Raw genomic sequence first — 22,433 nt, forward strand, 5'->3', positions numbered from 1 at the left:
TCGAGTCCGGGCGCGTAGGCTCATTTCTGGCGCGTGCGGGGCCGGAATACGATGCGCTGGGAACGGCCGATCCCACCCCTTCGGCCGCAGCAGGTCAACACAACAAACGGAAGCGAGACCTCACCACCGTGACTGCTCTGACTCTCAGCACTGCCGGCGCGGCGACGCTGCGCGCCGACGCCCTCGTCGTCGGGGTCGCCAAGAGCCCCAAGGGAGGGAAGGGACCCGTCGTCGCCCCCGGCGCGGAGGCCGTGGACAACGCGTTCGACGGAAAGCTCGCCACCGTCCTGGAGTCCCTCGGCGCCACCGGTGCCGAGGGCGAGGTGACCAAGCTCCCCGCGCCGGCCGGCCTGAAGGTCCCGGTCGTGCTGGCGGTCGGGCTCGGCTCCGCACCCGAGAAGGGTGAGTCGTTCGACCCGGACGCGCTGCGCCGCGCCGCGGGCTCCGCGGCCCGCGCGCTGTCCGGCGCCAAGAAGGCCGGCTTCACGCTGCCCGTCGAGGATGCCTCCGACGTGACGGCGATCGCCGAGGGCGCGCTGCTCGGCGCGTACGCCTTCACCGCGTACCAGGGTGGCGAGAAGACCGGCAAGGGCAAGAACGACAACGGCGGCCCGAAGCTGCCGCTCGGCGAGGTGGCCGTGCTCGGCGCCAAGCCCCGCGACAAGGCGCACAAGGCCGCGGCCGAGCGCGCCCAGGTCGTCGCCACCCAGATCAACATCGCCCGTGACCTGATCAACACCCCGCCGAACGACCTCGACCCCGAGGCCTTCGCCGCCGTCGCCACCGCGGCCGGCAAGGAGAACGGGATCAAGGTCCAGGTGCTGGACGAGAAGGCGCTGGCCAAGGGCGGCTACGGCGGCATCCTGGGCGTCGGCAAGGGCTCCGAGGCCCCGCCGCGGCTGGTGAAGCTCGCGTACACGCACCCCAAGGCGACCAAGTCGCTCGCCTTTGTCGGCAAGGGCATCACCTACGACTCGGGCGGCATCTCGCTCAAGCCGGCCGGCCACAACGAGACGATGAAGTGCGACATGAGCGGCGCCGCCGCGGTGTTCGCCGCCGTCGTCTCGGCCGCGAAGCTCGGCCTCGAGGTCAATGTCACCGGCTGGCTCGCGCTCGCCGAGAACATGCCGTCCGGCTCCGCGACCCGTCCCGGTGACGTGCTGCGCATGTACAGCGGCAAGACCGTCGAGGTCCTGAACACCGACGCCGAGGGCCGGCTCGTCCTGGCCGACGCGCTGACCCGGGCCTCCGAGGAGAACCCGGACGCGATCGTCGACGTGGCGACCCTGACCGGCGCGATGGTGCTGGCGCTGGGCAACCGGACCTTCGGCATCATGGCGAACGACGACGCCTTCCGTACCTCGGTCCACGAGATCGCGGAGGAGGTCGGCGAGGCCTCCTGGCCCATGCCGCTCCCCGCCGATCTGCGCAAGGGCATGGACTCCCCGACCGCCGACATCGCCAACATGGGCGAGCGGATGGGCGGCGGCCTGGTCGCCGGTCTGTTCCTCCAGGAGTTCGTGGGCGAGGGCATCACCTGGGCGCACATCGACATCGCGGGCCCGGCCTTCCACGAGGGCGCCCCGTACGGCTACACCCCCAAGGGCGGCACCGGCTCCGCGGTCCGCACCCTGGTCCGGCTGGCCGAGCGCACCGCCGCGGGCGACCTGGGCTGAGGACACCTGCAGAGCTAGGGCCTCTCGTTTGGATCAGGCCGGATCAGGGAGCGGGGCCTGGTGCCGTGCATCGCAAGGCGGAGGAAGGAGTCATGGCGGAGCCCTGGCGACTGACGACAACGCGGCGAGGTGCGGTGCCAGGCCCCGCGAGCCCGGCAAGATCCAAACGAGAGGCCCTGGGCCCCGGGCTGTGCGCAGCCCGGGGCCGTACTGTTTACAGGTCAACGAAATCCGTACGTTCGTACGCCGCGGTAACCCCGCGAGACGGCGGATCGGACGTCTCACACCCCGGCCCGGCGTCCCGCCTCCCGTCAACAAGTGCGAAGATGGGTTCTCGGCAGGACAGGGCCCCCACCACAGGGCCGAAGAAAAAGCGGCCGAACACCAGCCGCCGCCCGGTCACAGAGGACCGGCGCCCGGCGCACATGCATGGAGGACGTGACGTGGCGAACGACGCCAGCACCGTTTTCGACCTAGTGATCCTCGGCGGCGGTAGCGGCGGTTACGCCGCGGCCCTGCGCGCTGCGCAGCTGGGTCTGGACGTCGCCCTGATCGAGAAGAACAAGCTCGGCGGCACCTGCCTGCACAACGGATGCATCCCCACCAAGGCTCTGCTGCATGCCGGCGAGATCGCCGACCAGGCGCGCGAGTCGGAGCAGTTCGGCATCAAGGCCACCTTCGACGGCGTCGACATGGCGGGTGTCCACAAGTACAAGGACGACGTCATCGCCGGCCTGTACAAGGGCCTGCAGGGTCTGGTCGCCTCCCGCAAGGTGAACTACTTCGAGGGTGAGGGCCGCCTCTCCTCCCCCACCTCCGTCGACGTGAACGGCCAGCGCATCCAGGGCCGCCACATCCTGCTGGCGACCGGCTCCGTGCCGAAGTCGCTGCCCGGCCTGGAGATCGACGGCAACCGCATCATCTCCTCCGACCACGCGCTGGTCCTGGACCGCGTCCCGCAGTCCGCGATCGTGCTGGGCGGCGGCGTCATCGGCGTCGAGTTCGCCTCGGCGTGGAAGTCCTTCGGCTCCGACGTCACCGTCATCGAGGGCCTGAAGCACCTCGTCCCGGTCGAGGACGAGAACAGCTCCAAGCTGCTGGAGCGCGCGTTCCGCAAGCGCGGGATCAAGTTCAACCTCGGCACCTTCTTCGAGAAGGCCGAGTACACCGAGAACGGTGTGCGGGTCACCCTGGCCGACGGCAAGACCTTCGAGGCCGAGGTGCTGCTCGTGGCCGTCGGCCGCGGCCCGGTCTCGCAGGGGATCGGCTACGAGGAGCAGGGCGTCGCAATGGACCGCGGCTACGTCCTCGTCGACGAGTACATGCAGACCAACGTGCCGACCATCTCGGCCGTCGGTGACCTCGTCCCCACCCTCCAGCTCGCGCACGTCGGCTTCGCCGAGGGCATCCTGGTCGCCGAGCGGCTGGCCGGCCTCAAGGCCGTGCCGATCGACTACGACGGCGTGCCGCGCGTGACGTACTGCCACCCCGAGGTCGCCTCCATGGGTATCACCGAGGCCAGGGCCAAGGAGATCTACGGTGCGGACAAGGTCGTCGCCCTGAAGTACAACCTCGCGGGCAACGGCAAGAGCAAGATCCTCAAGACCGCGGGCGAGATCAAGCTCGTCCAGGTCAAGGACGGTGCCGTGGTCGGCGTCCACATGGTCGGTGACCGTATGGGCGAGCAGGTCGGCGAGGCTCAGCTCATCTACAACTGGGAGGCTCTGCCGGCCGAGGTCGCGCAGCTCATCCACGCGCACCCGACCCAGAGCGAGGCGCTCGGCGAGGCCCACCTGGCCCTGGCCGGCAAGCCGCTGCACTCCCACGACTAGTAGTCCCCGGGCGCGACGACCACTTCCGCACATTCGTAAGGAGCAACTGAAACCATGGCGGTTTCCGTAACCCTTCCGGCGCTCGGCGAGAGCGTCACCGAGGGCACTGTCACCCGCTGGCTGAAGGCCGAGGGCGAGCGCGTCGAGGCCGACGAGCCGCTGCTCGAGGTGTCGACCGACAAGGTCGACACCGAGATCCCGGCCCCCGCCGCGGGCATCCTCGCGTCCATCAAGGTCGCCGAGGACGAGACCGTTGAGGTCGGCGCCGAGCTGGCACTCATCGACGACGGCACCGGCGGCGAGGCCGCCGCCCCCGCTCCGGCCGCTGCCGAGGCCGAGGCGCCCGCCGCCGAGGCCCCGGCTGCCGAGGCTCCGGCCGCCGAGAAGCCGGCCGCTGAAGAGGCACCCGCCCCCGCCGCCGCCCCGGCTCAGGCCGGCGGCGCCGCCGAGGGCACTGACGTCGTCCTTCCCGCGCTCGGTGAGAGCGTGACCGAGGGCACCGTCACCCGCTGGCTCAAGGAGGTCGGCGAGTCGGTCGAGGCCGACGAGCCGCTGCTCGAGGTGTCGACCGACAAGGTCGACACCGAGATCCCGGCCCCGGCTTCCGGTGTGCTGCTGGAGATCGTGGTCGCCGAGGACGAGACCGCCGAGGTCGGCGCCAAGCTCGCCGTGATCGGTGCTCCGGGTTCCGCCCCGGCCGCCGCTCCCGCGCCTGCCGCCCCGGCTCCCGCGGCCGAGGCTCCGAAGCAGGAGGCCCCGAAGCAGGAGGCTCCGGCCGCTGCCCCGGCGCCGCAGGCTGCCGCTCCGGCCCCCGCGCCGGCTCCGGCCGCGCCCGCCCCGGCACCCGCACCCGCCCCGGCTCCGGCGCCCGTTCCGGCCCAGGCCACGCCCGCCGCTCCGGCTGCCCCGGCTCCGGCCGCGACCGCCGGTGACGACGGTGCGTACGTCACGCCGCTGGTCCGCAAGCTCGCCGCCGAGAGCGGCGTCAGCCTGGCCTCGGTCAAGGGCACCGGCGTGGGTGGCCGTATCCGCAAGCAGGACGTCATCGCCGCCGCGGAGGCCGCCAAGGCCGCCGCCCCGGCTCCCGCCGCCGCTGCCCCGGCCGCTGCGGCCAAGGCCCCGGCCCTGGAGGCGTCCCCGCTGCGCGGCCAGACCGTCAAGATGACCCGCATGCGCAAGGTCATCGGCGACAACATGATGAAGGCGCTGCACACGCAGGCCCAGCTGACCTCCGTGGTCGAGGTGGACATCACCAAGCTGATGCGTCTGCGCGGCCGCGCCAAGGACGCCTTCGCCGCGCGCGAGGGTGTCAAGCTCTCCCCGATGCCGTTCTTCGTCAAGGCGGCGGCCCAGGCGCTGAAGGCCTACCCGGTCGTCAACGCCCGGATCAACGAGGACGAGGGCACCATCACCTACTTCGACACCGAGAACATCGGTATCGCGGTGGACTCCGAGAAGGGTCTGATGACCCCGGTCATCAAGAGTGCGGGCGACCTCAACCTCGCCGGCATCTCGAAGAAGACCGCGGAGCTGGCGAGCAAGGTCCGCGGCAACAAGATCACTCCGGACGAGCTGTCCGGTGCGACCTTCACGATCAGCAACACCGGTTCGCGCGGTGCGCTGTTCGACACGGTCATCGTGCCGCCGAACCAGGTCGCGATCCTGGGCATCGGCGCCACCGTCAAGCGCCCGGTGGTCATCAACCACCCGGAGCTCGGCGAGACCATCGCCGTGCGCGACATGACCTACCTGGCACTCTCCTACGACCACCGTCTGGTGGACGGCGCGGACGCCGCCCGCTACCTGACGGCCGTCAAGGCGATCCTGGAGGCCGGCGAGTTCGAGGTCGAGCTCGGCCTCTGAAGCCCGTAGGAAGTGCGTAGGCACAGCGGCACCAGCGCGGCGTCCCCCGGCCGGATCTCCGGCCGGGGGGCGCCGCGTTCTGGCGTCCTGCCGGTACCGCGATAATGGCCACGTCGCTGACCCGAGGAGTGCTCCATGACCCCGCCCGTCGTCCACTCGCTGCGCGAGCAGATCCGCGAGCACATCGTGGAGGGGATCGTGAGCGGGCGCTGGAAGCCGGGCGAGCGGATCGTGGAGCGGCGGATCGCGGTGGAGCTCCAGGTGAGCCAGACGCCCGTACGGGAGGCGCTGCGTGAGCTGGAGAGCCTGCGGCTGATCGAGTCGGCGCCCAACAAGGGCGTACGCGTACGGAACCTGTCCGCGGCCGACCTGGAGGAGATCTATCCGGTGCGGGCCGGTCTGGAGCAGATCGCGGCGGAGCTGGCCGCGCCCCGGCTCGCCGAGGACGTCTCGATGCTCGAACCGCATGTCGCGGCCCTGCACGAGGCCGACCGGAAGGCCGACGGGACGGCCCAGGTGCTGCACACGGTCGGCTTCCACCGGGAGCTGGTGCGAGCGGCCGGGAACAGCGTCCTGCTGCACACCTGGGAGAGCCTGGGCATCGAAGTCTTCACCGCGCTCTCCATCCGCTGGCTCGGAACCGTCCAGCAGTCGTACGCGGAGGAGCACGAGGCGCTCGTCGACGCCTTCCGGCGGCGTGATCCGCAGATCGGCGCGCTGGTGAAGAACCACGTGCTCGGATGTGCACCGCGCGCCTGAGTTGTCCCATCTTGTGACGATTCACGCAGCGGCACCCCGTGCCCTGTTTCGCGGCACGGAATGCCAATTTCGGTGTACGGAGAAGTTTTTCCTCTCAACCCTTTGATCGATCATCGATCAGTTGCTTACAGTCTTCGACGGGCTTACCTGCCCTCGCCCTGTCCTGCCAGACAAGGCTCTCTTCTCCACCCCCTCCCAGTCCGGAAGGCGGCGCACCATGACCGACCTCGTAGGAAAGCTTCCGAGTGAGCTCGACCAGCTCCCGGACCGTGACACCGAGGAGACCGCCGAATGGGCGGCCTCCCTCGACGCCGTCGCCAAGGCCGCCGGCCCGCACCGCGCCTCGTACCTGATGCGCCGCACGCTCCAGCACGGGGAAGGCGCGGGCCTCGCCCTGCCCAAGCTGCTGGAGACGGACTACGTCAACACCATCCCCACCGCCGCGGAGCCCGAGTTCCCCGGTGACGAGGAGATGGAGCGCCGCATCACCGCCTGGAACCGCTGGAACGCGGCCGCCATGGTCACCCGCGGCTCCCGCTTCGGCGTCGGCGGCCACATCGCCACCTTCGCCTCCGCGGCCTGGCTGTACGAGACCGGCTTCCAGCACTTCTTCCGCGGCAAGGACTCGCACGAGGCTCCCGGCTCGGGCGACCAGCTCTACATCCAGGGCCACGCCTCCCCCGGCATCTACGCCCGCGCCTTCCTGGACGGGCGCATCAGCGAGCAGCAGCTCGACCTCTTCCGGCAGGAGTCCGGCGGCAACGGCCTGCCCTCCTACCCGCACCCGCGCCGGCTGCCCTGGCTGTGGGAGTTCCCCACCGTCTCCATGGGCCTCGGCCCGCTCTCCGCGATCTACCAGGCACGCTTCAACCGCTACCTGCACAACCGCGGCATCAAGGACACCGCCCACTCGCACGTCTGGGCCTTCCTCGGCGACGGCGAGATGGACGAGCCCGAGTCGACCGCCGCCCTCGCCCTCGCGGCGCGTGAGCAGCTCGACAACCTGACCTTCGTCATCAACTGCAACCTGCAGCGCCTCGACGGGCCGGTGCGCGCCAACTTCAAGATCGTGCAGGAGCTGGAGGCCCAGTTCCGCGGCGCCGGCTGGAACGTCGTCAAGTCGCTGTGGGGCTCGGCCTGGGACGAGCTGTTCCAGCTCGACACCTCGGGCGCGCTGGTGCGCCGCCTGCGGGAGGTGCCGGACGCGCAGTTCCAGACGTACGCCACCCGCGACGTCGCGTACATCCGCGAGCACTTCTTCGGCGCCGACCCGGCACTCGTGCAGCTGGCGGGCGTGCTCTCCGACGCGAAGATCGCCGAGTGCTTCCACACCTCGCGCGGCGGCCACGAGCCCCGCAAGGTGTACGCCGCGTACCGCGCCGCCGTCGGGTTCAAGGGCGCGCCGACCGTGATCCTCGCCCAGACGGTGAAGGGCTACACGCTCGGCCCCGGCTTCGAGTCCAAGAACGCCAACCACCAGATGAAGAAGCTGTCGGGCAAGGAGTTCCGCGCGATGCGCGACCTGCTCGACCTGCCGATCCCGGACGCGCGGCTGGACGAGGACCTGGTGCCGTACGGCCACCCGGGCGAGAACTCCCCCGAGGTCCGCTACCTCCAGGAGCGCCGCGCGGCCCTCGGCGGCCCGGCCCCGTCCCGCCGGGTGCACGCGGTTGCACTGCCCGACCCCGAGGAGCGCGCCTTCAAGGCCCTGTACAAGGGGTCCGGCAAGCAGGAGATGGCCACCACGATGGCCTTCGTCCGCCTCGCCAAGGACCTGATGCGGGACAAGGAGACCGGAAAGCGCTGGGTGCCGATCGTCCCCGACGAGGCGCGCACCTTCGGTATGGAGTCGCTGTTCCCGTCGGCCGGCATCTACTCGCCGCTGGGCCAGACGTACGAGCCGGTCGACCGCGACCAGCTGATGTACTACAAGGAGGCCAAGGACGGCCAGATCCTCAACGAGGGGATCACCGAGGCCGGCGCGATGGCCGACTTCATCGCCGCCGCGACGTCCTACGCGACGCACGGCGAGACGATGATCCCCTTCTACATCTTCTACTCGATGTTCGGCTGGCAGCGCACGGCCGACCAGATGTGGCAGCTGGCCGACCAGCTCGGCAAGGGCTTCATCGTCGGTGCGACCGCCGGCCGTACGACCCTGACCGGTGAGGGCCTCCAGCACGCGGACGGCCATTCGCACCTGATCGCGTCCACGAACCCGGCGTCGCTGAACTACGACCCGGCCTTCGCGTACGAGATCGCGGTGATCGTCAAGGACGGTCTGCGCCGGATGTACGGCCCCGAAGCCGAGAACGTCTTCTACTACCTGACGGTCTACAACGAGCCGAAGCCGCAGCCCGCGATGCCGGAGGGTGTCGAGGAGGGCATCGTCCGCGGTCTCTACCGCTTCAAGGAGGCGGTCGCGCCCGCCGCGGACGCCCCGCGGCTCCAGCTCCTGGCCTCCGGTACGGCGATCCACTGGGCCCTGGAGGCGCAGGACCTGCTGGCCGCCGACTGGGGGGTCGCGGCCGACGTCTGGTCCGCGACGTCCTGGGGCGAGCTGCGCCGCGACGCGCTGGAGTGCGACGAGGCCCTGCTCCGGGGGGAGCAGCGGACTCCGTACGTCACGCGGGTGCTGGAGGACGCGCCCGGCCCGGTGCTCGCGGTCAGCGACTGGATGCGGCAGGTGCCGGACCAGATCAGCCAGTGGGTCGAGCAGGACTACTCCTCGCTCGGCACGGACGGCTTCGGTCTGTCGGACACGCGTGACGCCGCCCGCCGTCACTTCGGTGTCGACGCGCAGTCGATCACGGTCGCGGCGCTGGCGCAGCTCGCCCGTCGCGGCGAGGTCCCGGCCTCGGCCGTGAAGGAAGCCCGGGAGCGGTACGGGCTCTGACCGTACCGTCGTCCCGCAGGCAGAGGCCCCCCGTCGCACAGCGGGGGGCCTCTGCCGCTCCTTGACCGGCCGCGGGGCACCGGCAGAATGGCCGGCATGCGTGCTGCCCGCCTGATCAAGATGGTGCTGCTCCTCCAGGGCCGCCCGATGACGGCCGCCGAGCTGGCCCAGGAGCTGGAGGTGTCCGAGCGCACCATCACCCGGGACGCGCTCGCGCTGTCCGAGGCCGGGGTACCGGTGTACGCGGACCGGGGGCGGGTCGGCGGATACCGGCTCGTCGGCGGGTACCGGACCCGGCTGACCGGGCTCGGGCGCAGCGAGGCCGAGGCACTGTTCCTGTCCGGGCTGCCGGGTGCACTGCGGGACATGGGGCTGGCGGACGCCGCCTCGGCGGCCCGGCTGAAGGTGTCGGCGGCGCTGCTGCCGTCGCTGCGGGGCGCCTCGGAGTCGGCGGCGCAGCGGTTCCACCTGGACGCGCCCGGCTGGTACCAGGAGCCCGAGACCCCGGCCCTGCTGCCCGCGATCGCGGAGGCGGTCTGGGACGACCGGCTGGTGACCGCGCGCTACCGCCGCCGGGACGCCGATGTGGAGCGGGAGCTGGCTCCGTACGGACTCGTGCTGAAGGCGGGGGTCTGGTACGTCTGCGCGCGGGCGGGCGAGGAGTTCCGGGTGTACCGGATGGACCGGTTCACCGCGGTGTCGGTGGGCGAGGAGCGGTTCGTCCGGGAGGAGGGGTTCGACCTCCCGGAGTTCTGGGCGGCGCGGGCGGCCCAGTTCGCCCGCTCGATCCTGCGTACGGAGGTGGTGCTCCGGCTCACGGAGGCGGGCGCACGGGTCCTGCCGTACGTCACGGACCGCGCCGCCGCGTACGAGGCACTGGCCGCGGCGGGCCCGCCCGACGCACAGGGCCGGCTGACGCTGACGCTGCCGGTCGAGTCGGAGGTGGTGGCGTTCTCGCAGCTGCTGAGCCTCGGCCCGGAGGCGGAGGTCCTGGAGCCGGCGGGGCTGCGCGCCCGGTTCGCGAACGCGGCGGCCCGCACGGCGGCGCTCTACCAGCAGCCTGGCCAGGACCTGTCCGCACGCTGATCCGGCAGAGACGGCCTCACGGAACTGGGCGGGCTGCGGAAGACCGGTCCGGCCCAGGCCGGTGGGGCCGGGGGCGGGCCGGGGTGGCCCAGTGGCGCGACGAGCCGGGAGTCCGCCTGCGCCGGCGGATGACCGCCCTGGCCGCCGTCGCCGTTCGCCGCGGCACGCAGCGCCGCCACGAACTCCAGGCAGGAGCCGTACCGGTCCTCGGCCACCTTCGCCAGCGCCTTGGCCAGGACCCCGTCCATGGCAGGCGCGACCCCGGGCCGCTTCTCGGACAGGGCGGGCGGCTGCTCGTACTGGTGCGCCCACAGCAGCGCCATGTCCTCGTCGCGCTCAAGGGGCGGCCGGCCGCTGAGGATTTCGAAGACGACGCAGGCCAGGCTGTAGAGGTCACACCTGCCGTCCACCGGCCGGCCGGAGATCCGTTCCGGCGCAACATAGTCGAACGTGCCGACGAACTCGCCCGCGGTGGTGAACCCGGTGAGCGACAGCGACTTCTTCGTCAGCCCGAAGTCGGTGAGATAGGCGTGCTCGGGGTGGTCGCTGTCGGTGCCCTTGGCGACCAGGATGTTGCCGGGCTTGACGTCCCGGTGGACCAGGTCGTGGTCATGGGCCGCGTCCAGGGCCGACGCCACCTGGGCGGCGATACGGATCGCGGTCGCCACGGGCAGCGGCCCGTCCCGGTCGAGCAGCGCCCCCAGGTCCAGCCCGGAGACGTAACGCATCGCGATGTACAGCACGCCGTCGATCTCTCCGGCCTCGAAGATCGGCACGATGTGCGGATGGTCGATCGCAGCGGCCACCCGTGACTCGTGGGTGAACCGGCGACGGAAGGTGTCGTTCCGGGCCCACTCGGGAGCCAGCAGTTTGAGCGCGACCGTACGGTCCAGGCGCAGGTCCTTCGCACAGTAGACAACCGCCATGCCGCCACGGCCGATCTCGCGTTCCACCCGGTAGCCCGCGACCTGCAGGCGCTGCGTCGAGGAAGGGTGAGACATGAAAGCCCACTTCCAGTCGAAGGAGTCCCGTGAGTCCGCACCGCCAGGGCTGCTCCGGGCGATGCGGCGGGCCACCTGCTCTGCGCGGACCCGTGTCTCCATGAAGCCCGGCCCATCGCATCGCGTCACGCCCCTGGATCGCGTGCCAGGGGATTTCGGGACTTGACCGGTCGCGCTGTCGCGGCTACCGGTACTCCTCCGCCGAGCGGTCCGCTCCGCCCGTTGCCACCTCCGCGATGTACGTCCACGCGTCCGGCCGGCTGCCGTCCGCGTCGGTGAATCCGTACACCTTCGCCAACTGGCCGCTCGACAGCGACTGTCCGTTCCAGCGCGCCCGGTCCGGGTCCGTGGCGACCGCCGCGACCGCGCGGCCGACGAAGACGGGGGACTCCGAGATCGCGAAGTGCCGGTCCTTCTTGACCCCGTCGCGCCAGGTCTCCTCGGTGACGCCGAAGAAGTCCAGCATCTCCTCGGACCGGATGAAGCCGGGGGTGACCGAGACCGCCGTGCAGCCCTCGCTCCCCAGTTCCTCGCCGAGGATGAAGGCCATCCGGATCGGGCCGTTCTTGGCGAGGTCGTAGTAGAAGTTCTCGCGGAAGCCCCGGTTGGACTCCGCCGTGCCGTCGGTGACCTCGACGACCAGCCCGCCCGGGTTCCGTACCAGCAACGGCAGCGCGATGCTGCTGGTGATGATGTGGCTCTTCACGCCGAGCTCCAGCATCCGCAGGCCCCGGTCGAGGTCGACGTCCCACATCTTCGTGCTGAAGTCGAGGAGTTGGTTGCCGCCCCAGAGGTTGTTCACCAGGATGTCGAGCCGCCCGTGCTCGCGTTCGATCCGCGCGACGACGTCCCGTACCTGCTCGCGGTCGAGATGGTCGGCGGGCACCGCGATGCCCTGTCCGCCCGCCGCGGTGACCAGTTCCGCCGTCTCCTCGATCGTCTCCGTCGGGCGGCCCATCTCGCTGACCTTCTCCCTGGTGGTGCGCCCGGTCGCGTACACCGTCGCGCCCGCCGCGCCGAGCTGGACGGCGATCGCCCGGCCGGCTCCGCGGGTGGCTCCGGCCACCAGTGCGATCTTTCCGTTCAGCGGTGTGGGTCCCATGGCTGTCCTCCCGGCGTGCGGCGACTGTGTCTCCACCGACGTTCGCACGTAAAGCCGACATCCTCTGTCCGCATTACACGGAGCGTCATGAGGTGGCGTCACCCCCCGCCAACCACGATGCTTGACCCGTGATGATGGACGAGACGGAGTTCTGGGAGATCGTCGACGGCACCCGGGAGGCCGCCGAGGGCGACCCCGAGGAACAGGCCGACCTGTTGGTCGAGCGCCTGCTCCAGCTCGATCCCGATTCCGTGCTGGACTTCGCCCGGCACTTCGAGGCGCGCTACAATCGCGCGTACCGCTGGGACCTGTGGGGAGCGGCCTGGGTGCTGCTCGACGGAGCCAGCGACGACGCCTTCGACTACTTCCGCTGCTGGCTCATCGGGCAGGGCCGGGAGGTCTTCGAGGGCGCGGTGCACGATCCGGACAGCCTCGCCGACCTCCTCGACGAGTTCGACGAGGAGGTCGACGGGGACGGTGAGGAGCTCGGTTACGCGGCGGACGAGGCGTACGAGCAGCTCACCGGGGTGGTGGCACCCGATCTGGGGATCCCGGGGCAGACCGCCGAGCCGGAGGGCACGGCGATCGACTTCGAGAACGAAGCGGTTCTGGCGGAGCGGTTCCCCCAGCTGTGGGACCGGTTCAGGCCGTAAACGCGCCCGCCGTACATACGCCCGCGATACGCCCGCGGCGGTCAGAAGTGCGTGCCGCCGTCGATCCGGACTTCGGTGCCGGTGATGAACGCGCCGTCCTGCGACCCGAGCATCGCGACCACCCCGGCCACGGTCTCGGGGCCGGCGAACCCCGCGCCGATCGCCGGGGCGAGCTTGGCGAACAGGCTCCAGTCGGTGTCCTCGGGCAGGCCCGGCCCCTTGCCGCTGGTCATGTCGCTGGCGATGGAACCGGGCGCGACGCAGACGGCACGCAGGCCCTGCTTGCTGTACTCGGAGGCGATGGCGTGCGTCATGGACTGGATGCCGCCCTTGCTCGCCGCGTACGCCGACATGTACGGGTGCGCGAAGGTCGCGGAGGTCGAGCTGAAGTTGACGATGACCGGCTGGTCGCCCGCCAGCAGCGCCGGGACCGACTCCCGGATCATCAGGAACGTGCCGGTCAGGTTGACCGAGATGATCTGGTTCCAGAAGTCCAGCGTCGTGCGGTGGGTGTGCTCGGAGCGCAGGATGCCGGCCGCGTTGACCAGCACGTCCAGGCCGCCGAGCGTCTCCACGGCCCCGGCCACGCCGGCCCGTACCGCCGCCTCGTCGGATATGTCGAGCACGACGGTGGTGAGGCGGTCCGCCGTGCCGCCCGCAGTGCCGCCCGCCATGCCGTCTGCCGCGGCCTGCTCGGCGGTCGCCTTCAGGCCGGCCTCGTTGACGTCCGCGGCCACGACACGGCCGCCCTCGGCGAGGATGCGGTGCACGGTGGCCTGGCCGATGCCCGAGCCGGCGCCGGTGATGAGAACACGGCGGCCTGCGTAGCGGTTCATGGGTCTTCTCCTGTGTCCGGACGATCGCTGTGCGGACACGGTACGCCTTGCTGGCACGTTTTGACAGAGTGGCAATCCATGCTGCCGCTGGACTCACGGGCGTACGCTGCGGAGGTGACCACCCAGCTCTCGCTGACCGAACGCCGCAAGGCCGCGACCCAGCTCGAGATCGCGCGGGCCGCCGCCGCGCTCTTCGCCGAGCGAGGACCCGACGGCACCACCGCCGAGGACATCGCGCGGCGGGCCGGTGTCGCCCTGCGCACCTTCTACCGCTACTTCCGCAACAAGCAGGACGCGGTCGCCCCGCTCCTCACGGGCGGTGGGGACAGCTGGCGAGCCCTGCTGGAGGCGGAGGAACCCGGCGCGCCGCTCGCCGGGGCACTGGAGCGGGCGATGACCGAGGCACTGTCCGTACCGGCGGGAGAGACGGACGAGGGGCTCACCTGGACCCGCGGGCTGCTGCGCGCGGCGGCGCAGGACCCGGCACTGCGCGCGGTCTGGTACCGGGTGAACCAGGAGTCCGAGGAGCGCCTGGTGCCGGTGATCGCCCGGCTGGCCGGCCCGGACGCGGACCCGCTGGAAGTACGGCTGGTCGCGGCCGCCGCCACCGACGCCATCCGGATCGCCCTGGAGGCCTGGGCACCGACGGACGCGCCCACGACGGGCCCCGGCTCGCCGTCCGAACTCTCGGTGCGGTGCCTGCACGCGCTGACGGGCGGACTGAGTCTGCTCGACGGCCCGGGCGGTCACTGAGGCGCCGACGGTCACTCAGGGGCAGACAGTCATTCAGGGGCCGGCGACCGGTGCTCCAGGGCTGCGGTCGGCTGCGGTCCGCGACGCGGCCCCCGGGGACAGCACCAGCAGCGCCACGTCATCGGCCACCCCGCCCGCCACACCGCCCGCGAACCGGGACACGTCCCGCCAGACCGCGCTCGCCAGCGCGGCCGGGTCCGTCTCGTACTCGGCGGACAGGGCCGGCAGCCGTTCCGCGAGCGGATAGAACGTGCCGGCGGCGTCCCTGGCCTCCGTCACCCCGTCCGTGTGCACCAGCACCCTGTCCCCCGGCTGCAGCCCCACGGTCGCCGCCTTCGGCGCTGCCAGGCCGGCCAGCCCCAGCCCCAGCGGCGGGCCAGGTTCCGCGTGCAGCTCCGTCGCGGAGGAGCCGCGGAGCAGCAGCGGTGGCGGGTGCCCGCAGGAGACGACCCGTACCACCGACCCGTCCGGCGGGAACTCCAGCAGGGCGGCGGTGGCGAAGAGTTCGGCATGATCGACACCCGCCGAGTCGGCCACCAGCCTGCGGTCCAGCCGCGCCGCGACCGCGCCGAGCCCCGGGTCGTCCAGTACGGCTTCGCGGAACGCGCCGAGCAGCGCGGCGACCGTACCGACCGCCGCCAGCCCGTGCCCCTGGACGTCACCGACCAGCGCCCGCACGCCGTACGGGCCCTCGCGTACGTCGAAGAGGTCGCCGCCGACGAGCGTGCCGCGCTGGGCGGCCCGGTAGAGCCCGGCGCAGCGCACCGGGCCGACCTGCTCGGGCAGCGGCGGCAGCACCGCCAGCTGGGCTGCCTCCGACATGGTCCGCACGCTCACCAACTGCGCGTCACGGCGCCGCCGTACCCACGAGATGACCACGCTGAGCAGCGCCACGAAGACGACGGTGACCAGGTCGCCACTGCCGGCGCGGCCGATCTCGATCGCCGGCACGGCCAGCAGCGTGAGCGTGACGGCACCGAAGAGGGCCGTACCCGCCGCCGCGTACGCGAACGCGGCCACCGGCGGGAGCGCGGCGAGGAAGTACCCCAGTTCCACGGTCCGGGGCGTGGCGATCCGAGCCGCCGAGAGCCCGATCAGCAGGACGACGGGCAGCACGCGGAGCCAGCGCGGTGGCGGAGCACCGCGCAGCCAGCCGGGTTCCTCGTCAGCTTTGTCCCTGCGGTCCACCCCTTCAGCGTTGTACGCACCCGTCGGCGCCGCACCCCGAGCGGCACGCCGCGGACGGAGCGCCGGCGATGGCGGTGACTTATGCGGTGAGGCCGCGGCCCATCAGGATGTCGTCCACGTAGTGGCCGTCGAGGAGGAACTCCCCCGGCAGCACGCCCTCCACCACGAAGCCCTCGGACTCGTACAGCCGGCGGGCCGGGGTGTTGTGGCCGAGGACCCTCAGGGTGATCCGGCTCGCGCCGCGACGGCGGGCCTCGGCGCAGGCGGCCCGCAGCAGGGACCGGCCCAGGCCGCGGCCGAGCGCCGAGTCGGCGACGGCGAGGCCCTGGACCTGGAGTACGTGCCCGTTGGAGGCGAGCGGGGTGGGCGGGGCCAGCCGGATGTAGCCCGCGACGGGCCCGTCGCGGTCATCGCCGCCGTCGAGCCGGTCGAGCCCGTCGAGTCCTTCGAGTCCGTCGAGTCCGTCGAAATCGGCCACCAGGTAATCGACGGGCAGGTGCCGGTCGTCGAAGAACGGGGCGTACGGCGGCTCCGGCTTCGGCTGCACCGAGTGCAGTGGGGACCAGGTGGCCCGGTCGAGTGCGGCGAGCGCGTCCGCGTCGGCGGTGCGGGCGAGGCGTATGTGCGACTGCGGCTCGGACATGGCGGCCACTGTGCCATGCGGGCACCGGGCCGGGGCAGGATGGGGTCCATGCGCATCGCAGTCACCGGCTCGACCGGCCTCATCGGCAAGGAACTCGTACGCTCACTACGCGCGGACAGCCATGACGTGGTGCGGCTGGTGCGGCGCACGGCAGCGGCACCGGACGAGGTCGAGTGGGACCCCCACCGCCAGTACGTCGACGCGCACGGCCTGGTGGGCTGCGAGGCGGTGGTGCACCTGGCCGGGGCCGGGGTGGGCGATCGCCGGTGGACCGAGGAGTACAAGCGGGAGATCCGGGACAGCCGGGTGCTCGGGACCGCCGCGCTGGCCGAGGCGCTCGCCTCACTGGACGTTCCGCCGAAGGTGCTGGTCAGCGGCTCGGCCATCGGGTACTACGGCGACACCGGGGACCGCGCGGTGGACGAGGACGCGCCGCCCGGGGACGGCTTCATGGCCGACGTCTGCGTGGAGTGGGAAGCGGCCGCGGCGCCGGCCGAGGAGGCCGGCGTACGCACGGTCTTCGCCCGCACCGGCCTGGTCGTGGCGCGTGGCGGCGGGGCGTGGGGGCCGCTCTTCCCGTTGTTCAGGGCGGGGCTCGGCGGGCGGCTCGGCAACGGCCGCCAGTACTGGAGCTACATCTCCATGCACGACGAGATCGCGGCCCTGCGCCACATCATCGACACCGAGTCGCTGGCCGGGCCGGTGAACCTGACCGGGCCGCAGCCGCTCACGAACCGGGAGGTGACGCGGGCGATGGGGCGGGTGCTGCGGCGGCCCACGCTGTTCGCCGTGCCCGAGCCCGCGCTCCGTGTCGTGCTCGGCGATTTCGCCAAGGACGTGCTGGGCAGCCAGCGTGTGCTGCCCACGCGGCTGCTGGAGTCCGGGTTCTCCTTCGCCTTCCCGGGGATCGAGGAAGCGGTGCGGGCGGCGCTGCGCTGAGCGCGGCGGGGGCGGGCGCCGGGCCGCGGCCGGGCACCGCCGCCGCGCCGCTCATGACGCCCGCCGACAGCCACTGACCACAACTGACCGATTCCAGTCCGGTGTGCGACCGCCGTGCGCCCATGCCCGGTCAGTGCGCGACTGTGTACGACAGGAACCACTTCTACTCTCGTCCGGACTCGGGTATTCCCGGGGCCTGTTGGGGGAAGGACGACCCCACCAGCCGCGCCGACCTCGGGGAGGGGCACGTGCTCAGCAGCGCACACCACGCGGACGTCGTCATTGTGGGAGCCGGAGTCGCAGGACTGTCGGCGGCACATCAGCTCGTGAACGCCGGACTCACCGTCACCGTCCTGGAGGCCGCCGCCCGCCCGGGCGGCCGTATGGCCACCGAGCGGATCGACGGGTTCCGGCTCGACCGGATCGGCCGGCTGCTCAACACCTCGTATCCGGAACTTCGACGCACACCGGGGCTGAACGGGCCGGCCCTGCGGCCGTTCTCTCCCGGGGTCCTGGTGCACAGCGAGGGCCGCCACCTCCGGGCCGGGGTGGCGGGGAGCGCGCGGGGCGGCGCACTCACTGCGGCGCGCGCCCTCGCGAGCGCTCCCCGCGCGCCCTTGGGTGGTGCGCTCGACCAGGCGCGGCTCGCTTCGGCACTCGGCCGGATCGCCGCGATGCCCACCGAGCGGCTGCTGGCCCGCCCCGAACGGCCCGCGCTCGAAGCGCTCGCCGGCCGCGGGCTGCCGCAGCGCACGGTGAACGGCTTTCTGCGGCCGCTGCTCTCCGCCCTGCTCTGCGATCCGGAACTCACCACCTCCAGCCGGTGCGCCGACCTCGCGCTGCGCGGGTTCGCGCGCGGCCGGCTCTGTGTGCCGGAGGGGGGCGCGGCGGCCCTGCCGGAGCGGCTGGCGGCCACGCTTCCGCCAGGGACGGTACGTACGGGGGTGCGGGTCCGGTCGGTGTCGATCAGCTCGGTCGTCACCGAGGACCACGGCGAGTTCAGCTGCCGTTCCGTGCTGCTGGCGACCGGGGCGCGGGCCTCGGCCGAGCTGCTGCCGGGGCTGCGGGTGCCCAGCTTCCACCCGGTGACCGTGCTCCACCACGCGGCACCCGTGCCGCCGCTGGCCGAGCCCGCGCTGCTGCTGGACGCGGACCGGCGCGGGCCGGTGGCGCACACGGCCGTCATGAGCGAGGTCGACCCGACGCGGGCCCCGCGCGGCCAGGCGCTGATCTCGTCCACCGTGCTCGGCGCTCCGCCGGCGGGCGGGGACCTGGACCGGGCGGTCCGCGCGCATCTGGCCGCCCTCTACGGCACCGGGACGTCCGGCTGGGAACTCCTGGCCATCCACCACACCCCGGAGGCCGTCCCGGCCATGCCGCCGGCGCACGACCTGCGCCGCCCGGTGCGGGTGCTGGCCGGCCTGTACGTCTGCGGCGACCACCGGGACACGAGCACGGTGCAGGGGGCCCTCTTCTCGGCCCGCCGCGCCGCTCAATCGCTCCTGGGAGACCTGGGCATCCGCCCGGAGTACGCAACGCCCCTGCCAACGGCGGCGTAAGCGGGGGGCGGGGCGGGAGGCCAGTGCGTTCCCCAACCCCGCCCCTCCCCGAAACCGGGGGGCAAGCCCCCGGCCCCCAGAAGCTCCCGCTGCGCGGCACCCAGGACCCCGCGCCAGCGAACGGAACGCCCCCCGCGTTACCCAAACGGCCAGGCGGCCCCCAGCCCGCGAGCGGGCCGCACCCTCCGCGCCGCTCGAACGCCCAGGCGGACCCGCACCCGCCAGCGGCGCTCAGCCACCCACAGAAGGGCCGCACCCGCGAGCGGGCCATGCCCCCGCGTTACCCGAACGGGCGGGAGGGCCGCACCCCTCGCCGTACCCGAACGGGCGGGCGGGTGGGAGACCCCCGCCCGCCACAGGCGGGCACAACCCACCACCCCGCACCCCTTCGCGTTACCAACGCCCAGGCCGCCCGCAGCCGCCAGCGGCGCTCAGCCACCCACAGGAGGGCCGCACCCCTCGCCGTACCCGAACGGGCGGGCGGGTGGGAGACCCCCGCCCACCACAGGCGGGCACACCCCACCAACCCGGCACCGGCCGGGTCAGCCCATCAGCGCCACCCGATCGCGATAGCCCCGGACCGCCGCCGCGTCGCGGTGCGGCTCGAGGCGGCGCTCGAAGTCCCGGACGTACTCCACCGCCCGCACCGACCGCATCTCCGTCGACTGCTGCGCCGCCTCCGCGCCCAGCGCACACGCCTGGTCCAGCTCCCCCAGCCCCAGGCGGGCCGTCGCCAGCACCACCCGGCAGAAGAGCCGGCTGCGCGCGAACGCCGGTCCGCGCAGTTGCAGCGAGCGCTCCGCGTACTGCGCGGCCGCCCGGTACTGCTGCAGATCCCGGTACGCGTGGCAGAACTCGTCCGTGAGCTGCGCCTCGTCGAAGAAGCGCGCCCAGTGCGGTACGTCGTCGCCGGGCCGCGCGGCCTCCAGCGCCCGTTCCGCCCGGACGAGCGACGCCGTGCACGCGCGCACCTCCCCCAGCACCGCGTGCCCCCGCGCCTCCACCGCGTGCAGCAGCGCCTGCACCACCGGCGGGGCGCCCGTACCGACACCCTGCTGGGCGACCCGGACCAGCTGCACCGCCTCCCGGCCGTGGCCCAGATAGACGGCCTGGCGGCTCATCGTGACCAGCACGTACGACCCGTACGCCCGGTCCCCGGCGGCCTGCGCGAGCCGCAGCGCCTGGACGAAGTACCGCTGGGCCAGGCCGTGCGCGGCGATGTCGTACGACGTCCAGCCGGCCAGCCGGGTCAGATCGGCGGCGGCCGCGAAGAGCCGCCGCCCGGTCGTCTCCCCGTACGTACCGCGCAGCATCGGCTCCGCCTCGTGCTCCAGATAGCGCACCAGCGCCTGCCGGGCGTGGCCGCCGCCGTACGCGTGGTCGAGCGTGCGGAAGAGTTCGCCGACCGAGCGGAGCGCCGCGATGTCGCCGCCGGTCACCCGCTGCCCGGGCCCGCGGTCGATCTGCCGCTGACGCGGGACGGAGGGGGGCACGGCCGGCGGGACCGGGACCGGGGGCACGGCGGACGGCCGCCCCTGCGCGGGGACGAGCGGGCCGCTCACCGGCGCCTCACCGCGACCCACCCGCTCGTCCGCGCGGCCGATCAGCCAGTCCCGGCTGGGCACCACCAGCCCCGCCGGGGTGAAGGCGATCTTGCGCAGTTCCGCATGGCTGCCGGAGTCCTTGCGCCACAGCCCGCTGGCGATGTCGACGGCCTCCTCGGGGGTGGCCGCGAACTCCAGCCCCGCATAGACGGGGGCACAGGCGTCCAGCCCGAGGTCCTGCGCCGAGAGCCGCCGCCCGAGCCGGCGGGTGAAGACCTCGGCGATGAGGGCGGGCGTGGTTCCGCGCGGCTGCTGGCCGCGCAGCCACCGGGTCACCGACGTCTTGTCGTACCGCAGGTCGAGGCCGTGCTCGAGACCGAGCTGGTCGACCCGGCGGGCGAGCCCCGCATTGGAGAACCCCGCTTCGGCGATGAGCGCGGCGAGCTGTCGGTTGGGGGTGCGCTGCGGAGGTCGTTCCGTCATCAGCTGTACGGTCTCCTGCCTTCCGGGCCGTGGAGCAGCCCTTGATCGGCGCGAATTTAGCCGCCATCCCCGCCTTCACCGCCACCTTCGTCCCACATTCATCCGATCGTGTGAGGATTGGCCCGCGGACTGACGGGAACGGCGTGCCCGTACAGTTGCCGAAGGGCGGATAAGTGCACGGTGAACGTTCTAAGGAGGCGCTGCGGTGACTGAGCTGCGGTTTGTCCATCTGGGATTCGGCGCGGAAGCCGTCGAGTACCAGGCAGCCTGGGATGAGCAGCGCCGGGTGCACGCCGCCCGGTTCGCGGACGACATCGAGGACACCTGCCTGCTGCTGGAGCACCCGCCGGTCTACACGGCCGGGCGGCGCACGGCGGAGAACGAGCGCCCCCTGGACGGCACCCCGGTCATCGACGTCGACCGCGGCGGCAAGATCACCTGGCACGGCCCCGGCCAGCTGGTGGGCTACCCGATCATGAAGTTGCCGCGGCCGGTGGACGTGGTCGCGCACGTACGACGCCTGGAGGAAGCCCTCATCCGTACGGCCGCGGACTTCGGCGTGGAGACCAGCCGGGTCGAGGGCCGCAGCGGTGTGTGGGTGCTGGGCGACCCGGTCGAGGAGCGCCTCTCGTCCGGCGGCCTCTCCCTGGACTTCGACCCCCGGCTGGCGGACGAGGAGTTCGACCCGCGGATGAACGGGCCGGAGTACGCCCCGTCCAATGCCGGCCAGCGCCGCGAGGACCGCAAGCTCGCCGCCATCGGCATCCGGGTCGCCAAGGGCGTCACGATGCACGGCTTCGCGCTCAACGTGAACCCGGACAACACCTGGTTCGACCGGATCGTGCCCTGCGGCATCCGCGACGCGGGCGTCACGTCGCTCTCGAACGAGCTGGGCCGCGAGGTCACCATCGCCGAGGTCCTTCCGGTGGCCGAGAAGCACGTACGGGAGGTCCTGGAGAACGCGGACCTGCAGCCGCGGGACGTGGAACCCGCGGCCCGGAACGCCTGACCCCTGGGCCGCCGCCGGGCGACCCCCGGGGCCCAGGACCTCGAAAATTAAGGGCGTACCCTGGTGTTCGCCGAAGATTCAATGCCGCCTTAGCCGCGTTAGCAGAAAGGGGCGCTGGACGTGTCCGCTGTCGCACCCGACGGACGCAAGATGCTGCGTCTGGAGGTCCGGAACAGCCAGACCCCCATCGAGCGCAAGCCCGAGTGGATCAAGACCCGGGCCAAGATGGGTCCCGAGTACACCAAGATGCAGAGCCTGGTCAAGAGCGAGGGCCTGCACACCGTGTGCCAGGAGGCCGGCTGTCCGAACATCTACGAATGCTGGGAGGACCGCGAGGCCACCTTCCTCATCGGCGGTGACCAGTGCACCCGGCGCTGTGACTTCTGCCAGATCGACACCGGCAAGCCGCAGGCCCTGGACCGCGACGAGCCGCGCCGGGTCGGCGAGTCCGTCGTCACCATGGACCTGAACTACGCCACCATCACCGGCGTCGCCCGCGACGACCTGGAGGACGGCGGCGCCTGGCTGTACGCCGAGACCGTGCGCCAGATCCACACCATGACCGCGCAGCGCGCCGACGGCCGCACCAAGGTCGAACTGCTCATCCCCGA

Annotated in this window: 18 protein-coding genes; 12 read left to right on the forward strand and 6 right to left on the reverse strand. The window is 72.3% G+C overall.

All coding sequences use genetic code 11. The annotated features are described in order from the left end of the window. Positions 1 to 128: 128 nt before the first annotated feature. From ACWV17_RS26995 to ACWV17_RS27020, 6 genes are all read left to right on the forward strand, one after another. Positions 129 to 1,676 (forward strand): leucyl aminopeptidase, encoded by a 1,548-nt coding sequence (locus ACWV17_RS26995; protein ID WP_455355459.1) that lies wholly within the window; start codon positions 129 to 131, stop codon positions 1,674 to 1,676. A gap of 443 nt (positions 1,677 to 2,119) precedes the next feature. Beyond that, entirely contained in the window at positions 2,120 to 3,508 is a 1,389-nt protein-coding gene (lpdA, locus tag ACWV17_RS27000; protein WP_455355458.1) for a dihydrolipoyl dehydrogenase, read from the forward strand. 54 nt (positions 3,509 to 3,562) lie between these two features. Beyond that, positions 3,563 to 5,371: a 2-oxoglutarate dehydrogenase, E2 component, dihydrolipoamide succinyltransferase gene (sucB, locus tag ACWV17_RS27005; protein WP_455361718.1), complete on the forward strand. Its 1,809-nt coding sequence runs from the start codon at positions 3,563 to 3,565 to the stop codon at positions 5,369 to 5,371. 135 nt (positions 5,372 to 5,506) lie between these two features. After that, positions 5,507 to 6,130, forward strand: coding sequence for a GntR family transcriptional regulator (locus ACWV17_RS27010; protein WP_455355456.1), 624 nt, complete (start codon positions 5,507 to 5,509; stop codon positions 6,128 to 6,130). A gap of 217 nt (positions 6,131 to 6,347) precedes the next feature. Further along, a complete protein-coding gene (aceE, locus tag ACWV17_RS27015; RefSeq protein ID WP_455361719.1) occupies positions 6,348 to 9,026 on the forward strand; it encodes a pyruvate dehydrogenase (acetyl-transferring), homodimeric type in 2,679 nt (892 codons plus the stop codon). A gap of 96 nt (positions 9,027 to 9,122) precedes the next feature. Beyond that, on the forward strand, positions 9,123 to 10,112 hold the full coding sequence (locus ACWV17_RS27020) for a helix-turn-helix transcriptional regulator (RefSeq protein WP_455361720.1): 990 nt from the start codon (positions 9,123 to 9,125) through the stop codon (positions 10,110 to 10,112). On the opposite strand, the gene ACWV17_RS27025 is transcribed toward ACWV17_RS27020, so the two are convergent. Together ACWV17_RS27025 and ACWV17_RS27030 are read right to left on the reverse strand one after the other, a co-directional pair. Continuing rightward, the gene (locus ACWV17_RS27025; RefSeq protein WP_455361721.1) at positions 10,076 to 11,113 is read right to left on the reverse strand and encodes a serine/threonine-protein kinase; all 1,038 of its coding nucleotides are present in this window, start codon (positions 11,111 to 11,113) and stop codon (positions 10,076 to 10,078) included. The genes ACWV17_RS27020 and ACWV17_RS27025 overlap by 37 nt on opposite strands. A 184-nt stretch (positions 11,114 to 11,297) precedes the next feature. Next, positions 11,298 to 12,215 (reverse strand): SDR family oxidoreductase, encoded by a 918-nt coding sequence (locus ACWV17_RS27030; protein ID WP_455361722.1) that lies wholly within the window; start codon positions 12,213 to 12,215, stop codon positions 11,298 to 11,300. A 134-nt stretch (positions 12,216 to 12,349) separates the two neighbouring features. On the opposite strand from ACWV17_RS27030, the gene ACWV17_RS27035 reads away from it, so the two are divergent. Then, a complete protein-coding gene (locus ACWV17_RS27035) occupies positions 12,350 to 12,868 on the forward strand; it encodes a DUF4240 domain-containing protein (protein WP_455355564.1) in 519 nt (172 codons plus the stop codon). Positions 12,869 to 12,909: 41 nt separating this feature from the next. On the opposite strand, the gene ACWV17_RS27040 is transcribed toward ACWV17_RS27035, so the two are convergent. Next, entirely contained in the window at positions 12,910 to 13,704 is a 795-nt protein-coding gene (locus tag ACWV17_RS27040) for an SDR family NAD(P)-dependent oxidoreductase (RefSeq protein ID WP_455361723.1), read from the reverse strand. Between the two features lie 78 nt (positions 13,705 to 13,782). Here ACWV17_RS27040 and ACWV17_RS27045 point away from each other — a divergent pair, with 78 nt between their 5' ends. Continuing rightward, positions 13,783 to 14,457 carry a TetR family transcriptional regulator gene (locus ACWV17_RS27045; RefSeq protein WP_455361724.1) on the forward strand — a complete coding sequence of 225 codons (675 nt, stop codon included), beginning with the start codon at positions 13,783 to 13,785 and terminating at the stop codon, positions 14,455 to 14,457. Between the two features lie 33 nt (positions 14,458 to 14,490). On the opposite strand, the gene ACWV17_RS27050 is transcribed toward ACWV17_RS27045, so the two are convergent. After that, positions 14,491 to 15,645: a PP2C family protein-serine/threonine phosphatase gene (locus tag ACWV17_RS27050; RefSeq protein WP_455361725.1), complete on the reverse strand. Its 1,155-nt coding sequence runs from the start codon at positions 15,643 to 15,645 to the stop codon at positions 14,491 to 14,493. A 79-nt stretch (positions 15,646 to 15,724) separates the two neighbouring features. Continuing rightward, complete coding sequence (locus ACWV17_RS27055) at positions 15,725 to 16,288, reverse strand: N-acetyltransferase family protein (protein ID WP_455361726.1); 564 nt, start codon at positions 16,286 to 16,288, stop codon at positions 15,725 to 15,727. A gap of 39 nt (positions 16,289 to 16,327) precedes the next feature. Between ACWV17_RS27055 and ACWV17_RS27060 the strand changes: the two genes are divergently transcribed. After that, complete coding sequence (locus tag ACWV17_RS27060) at positions 16,328 to 17,227, forward strand: TIGR01777 family oxidoreductase (RefSeq protein ID WP_455361727.1); 900 nt, start codon at positions 16,328 to 16,330, stop codon at positions 17,225 to 17,227. A gap of 248 nt (positions 17,228 to 17,475) precedes the next feature. Further along, positions 17,476 to 18,786 carry an NAD(P)/FAD-dependent oxidoreductase gene (locus ACWV17_RS27065; RefSeq protein ID WP_455361728.1) on the forward strand — a complete coding sequence of 437 codons (1,311 nt, stop codon included), beginning with the start codon at positions 17,476 to 17,478 and terminating at the stop codon, positions 18,784 to 18,786. Positions 18,787 to 19,328: 542 nt separating this feature from the next. Here the strand turns inward: ACWV17_RS27065 and ACWV17_RS27070 are convergent. Further along, positions 19,329 to 20,813, reverse strand: coding sequence for a regulator (locus tag ACWV17_RS27070; protein WP_455361729.1), 1,485 nt, complete (start codon positions 20,811 to 20,813; stop codon positions 19,329 to 19,331). A gap of 205 nt (positions 20,814 to 21,018) precedes the next feature. Between ACWV17_RS27070 and lipB the strand changes: the two genes are divergently transcribed. Then, positions 21,019 to 21,822: a lipoyl(octanoyl) transferase LipB gene (lipB, locus tag ACWV17_RS27075; protein ID WP_455361730.1), complete on the forward strand. Its 804-nt coding sequence runs from the start codon at positions 21,019 to 21,021 to the stop codon at positions 21,820 to 21,822. A 120-nt stretch (positions 21,823 to 21,942) separates the two neighbouring features. After that, positions 21,943 to 22,433: lipoyl synthase (locus ACWV17_RS27080; RefSeq protein ID WP_455361731.1), on the forward strand; the 491-nt coding region annotated here is incomplete at its 3' end.

Source organism: Streptomyces mabaensis (assembly GCF_053763515.1).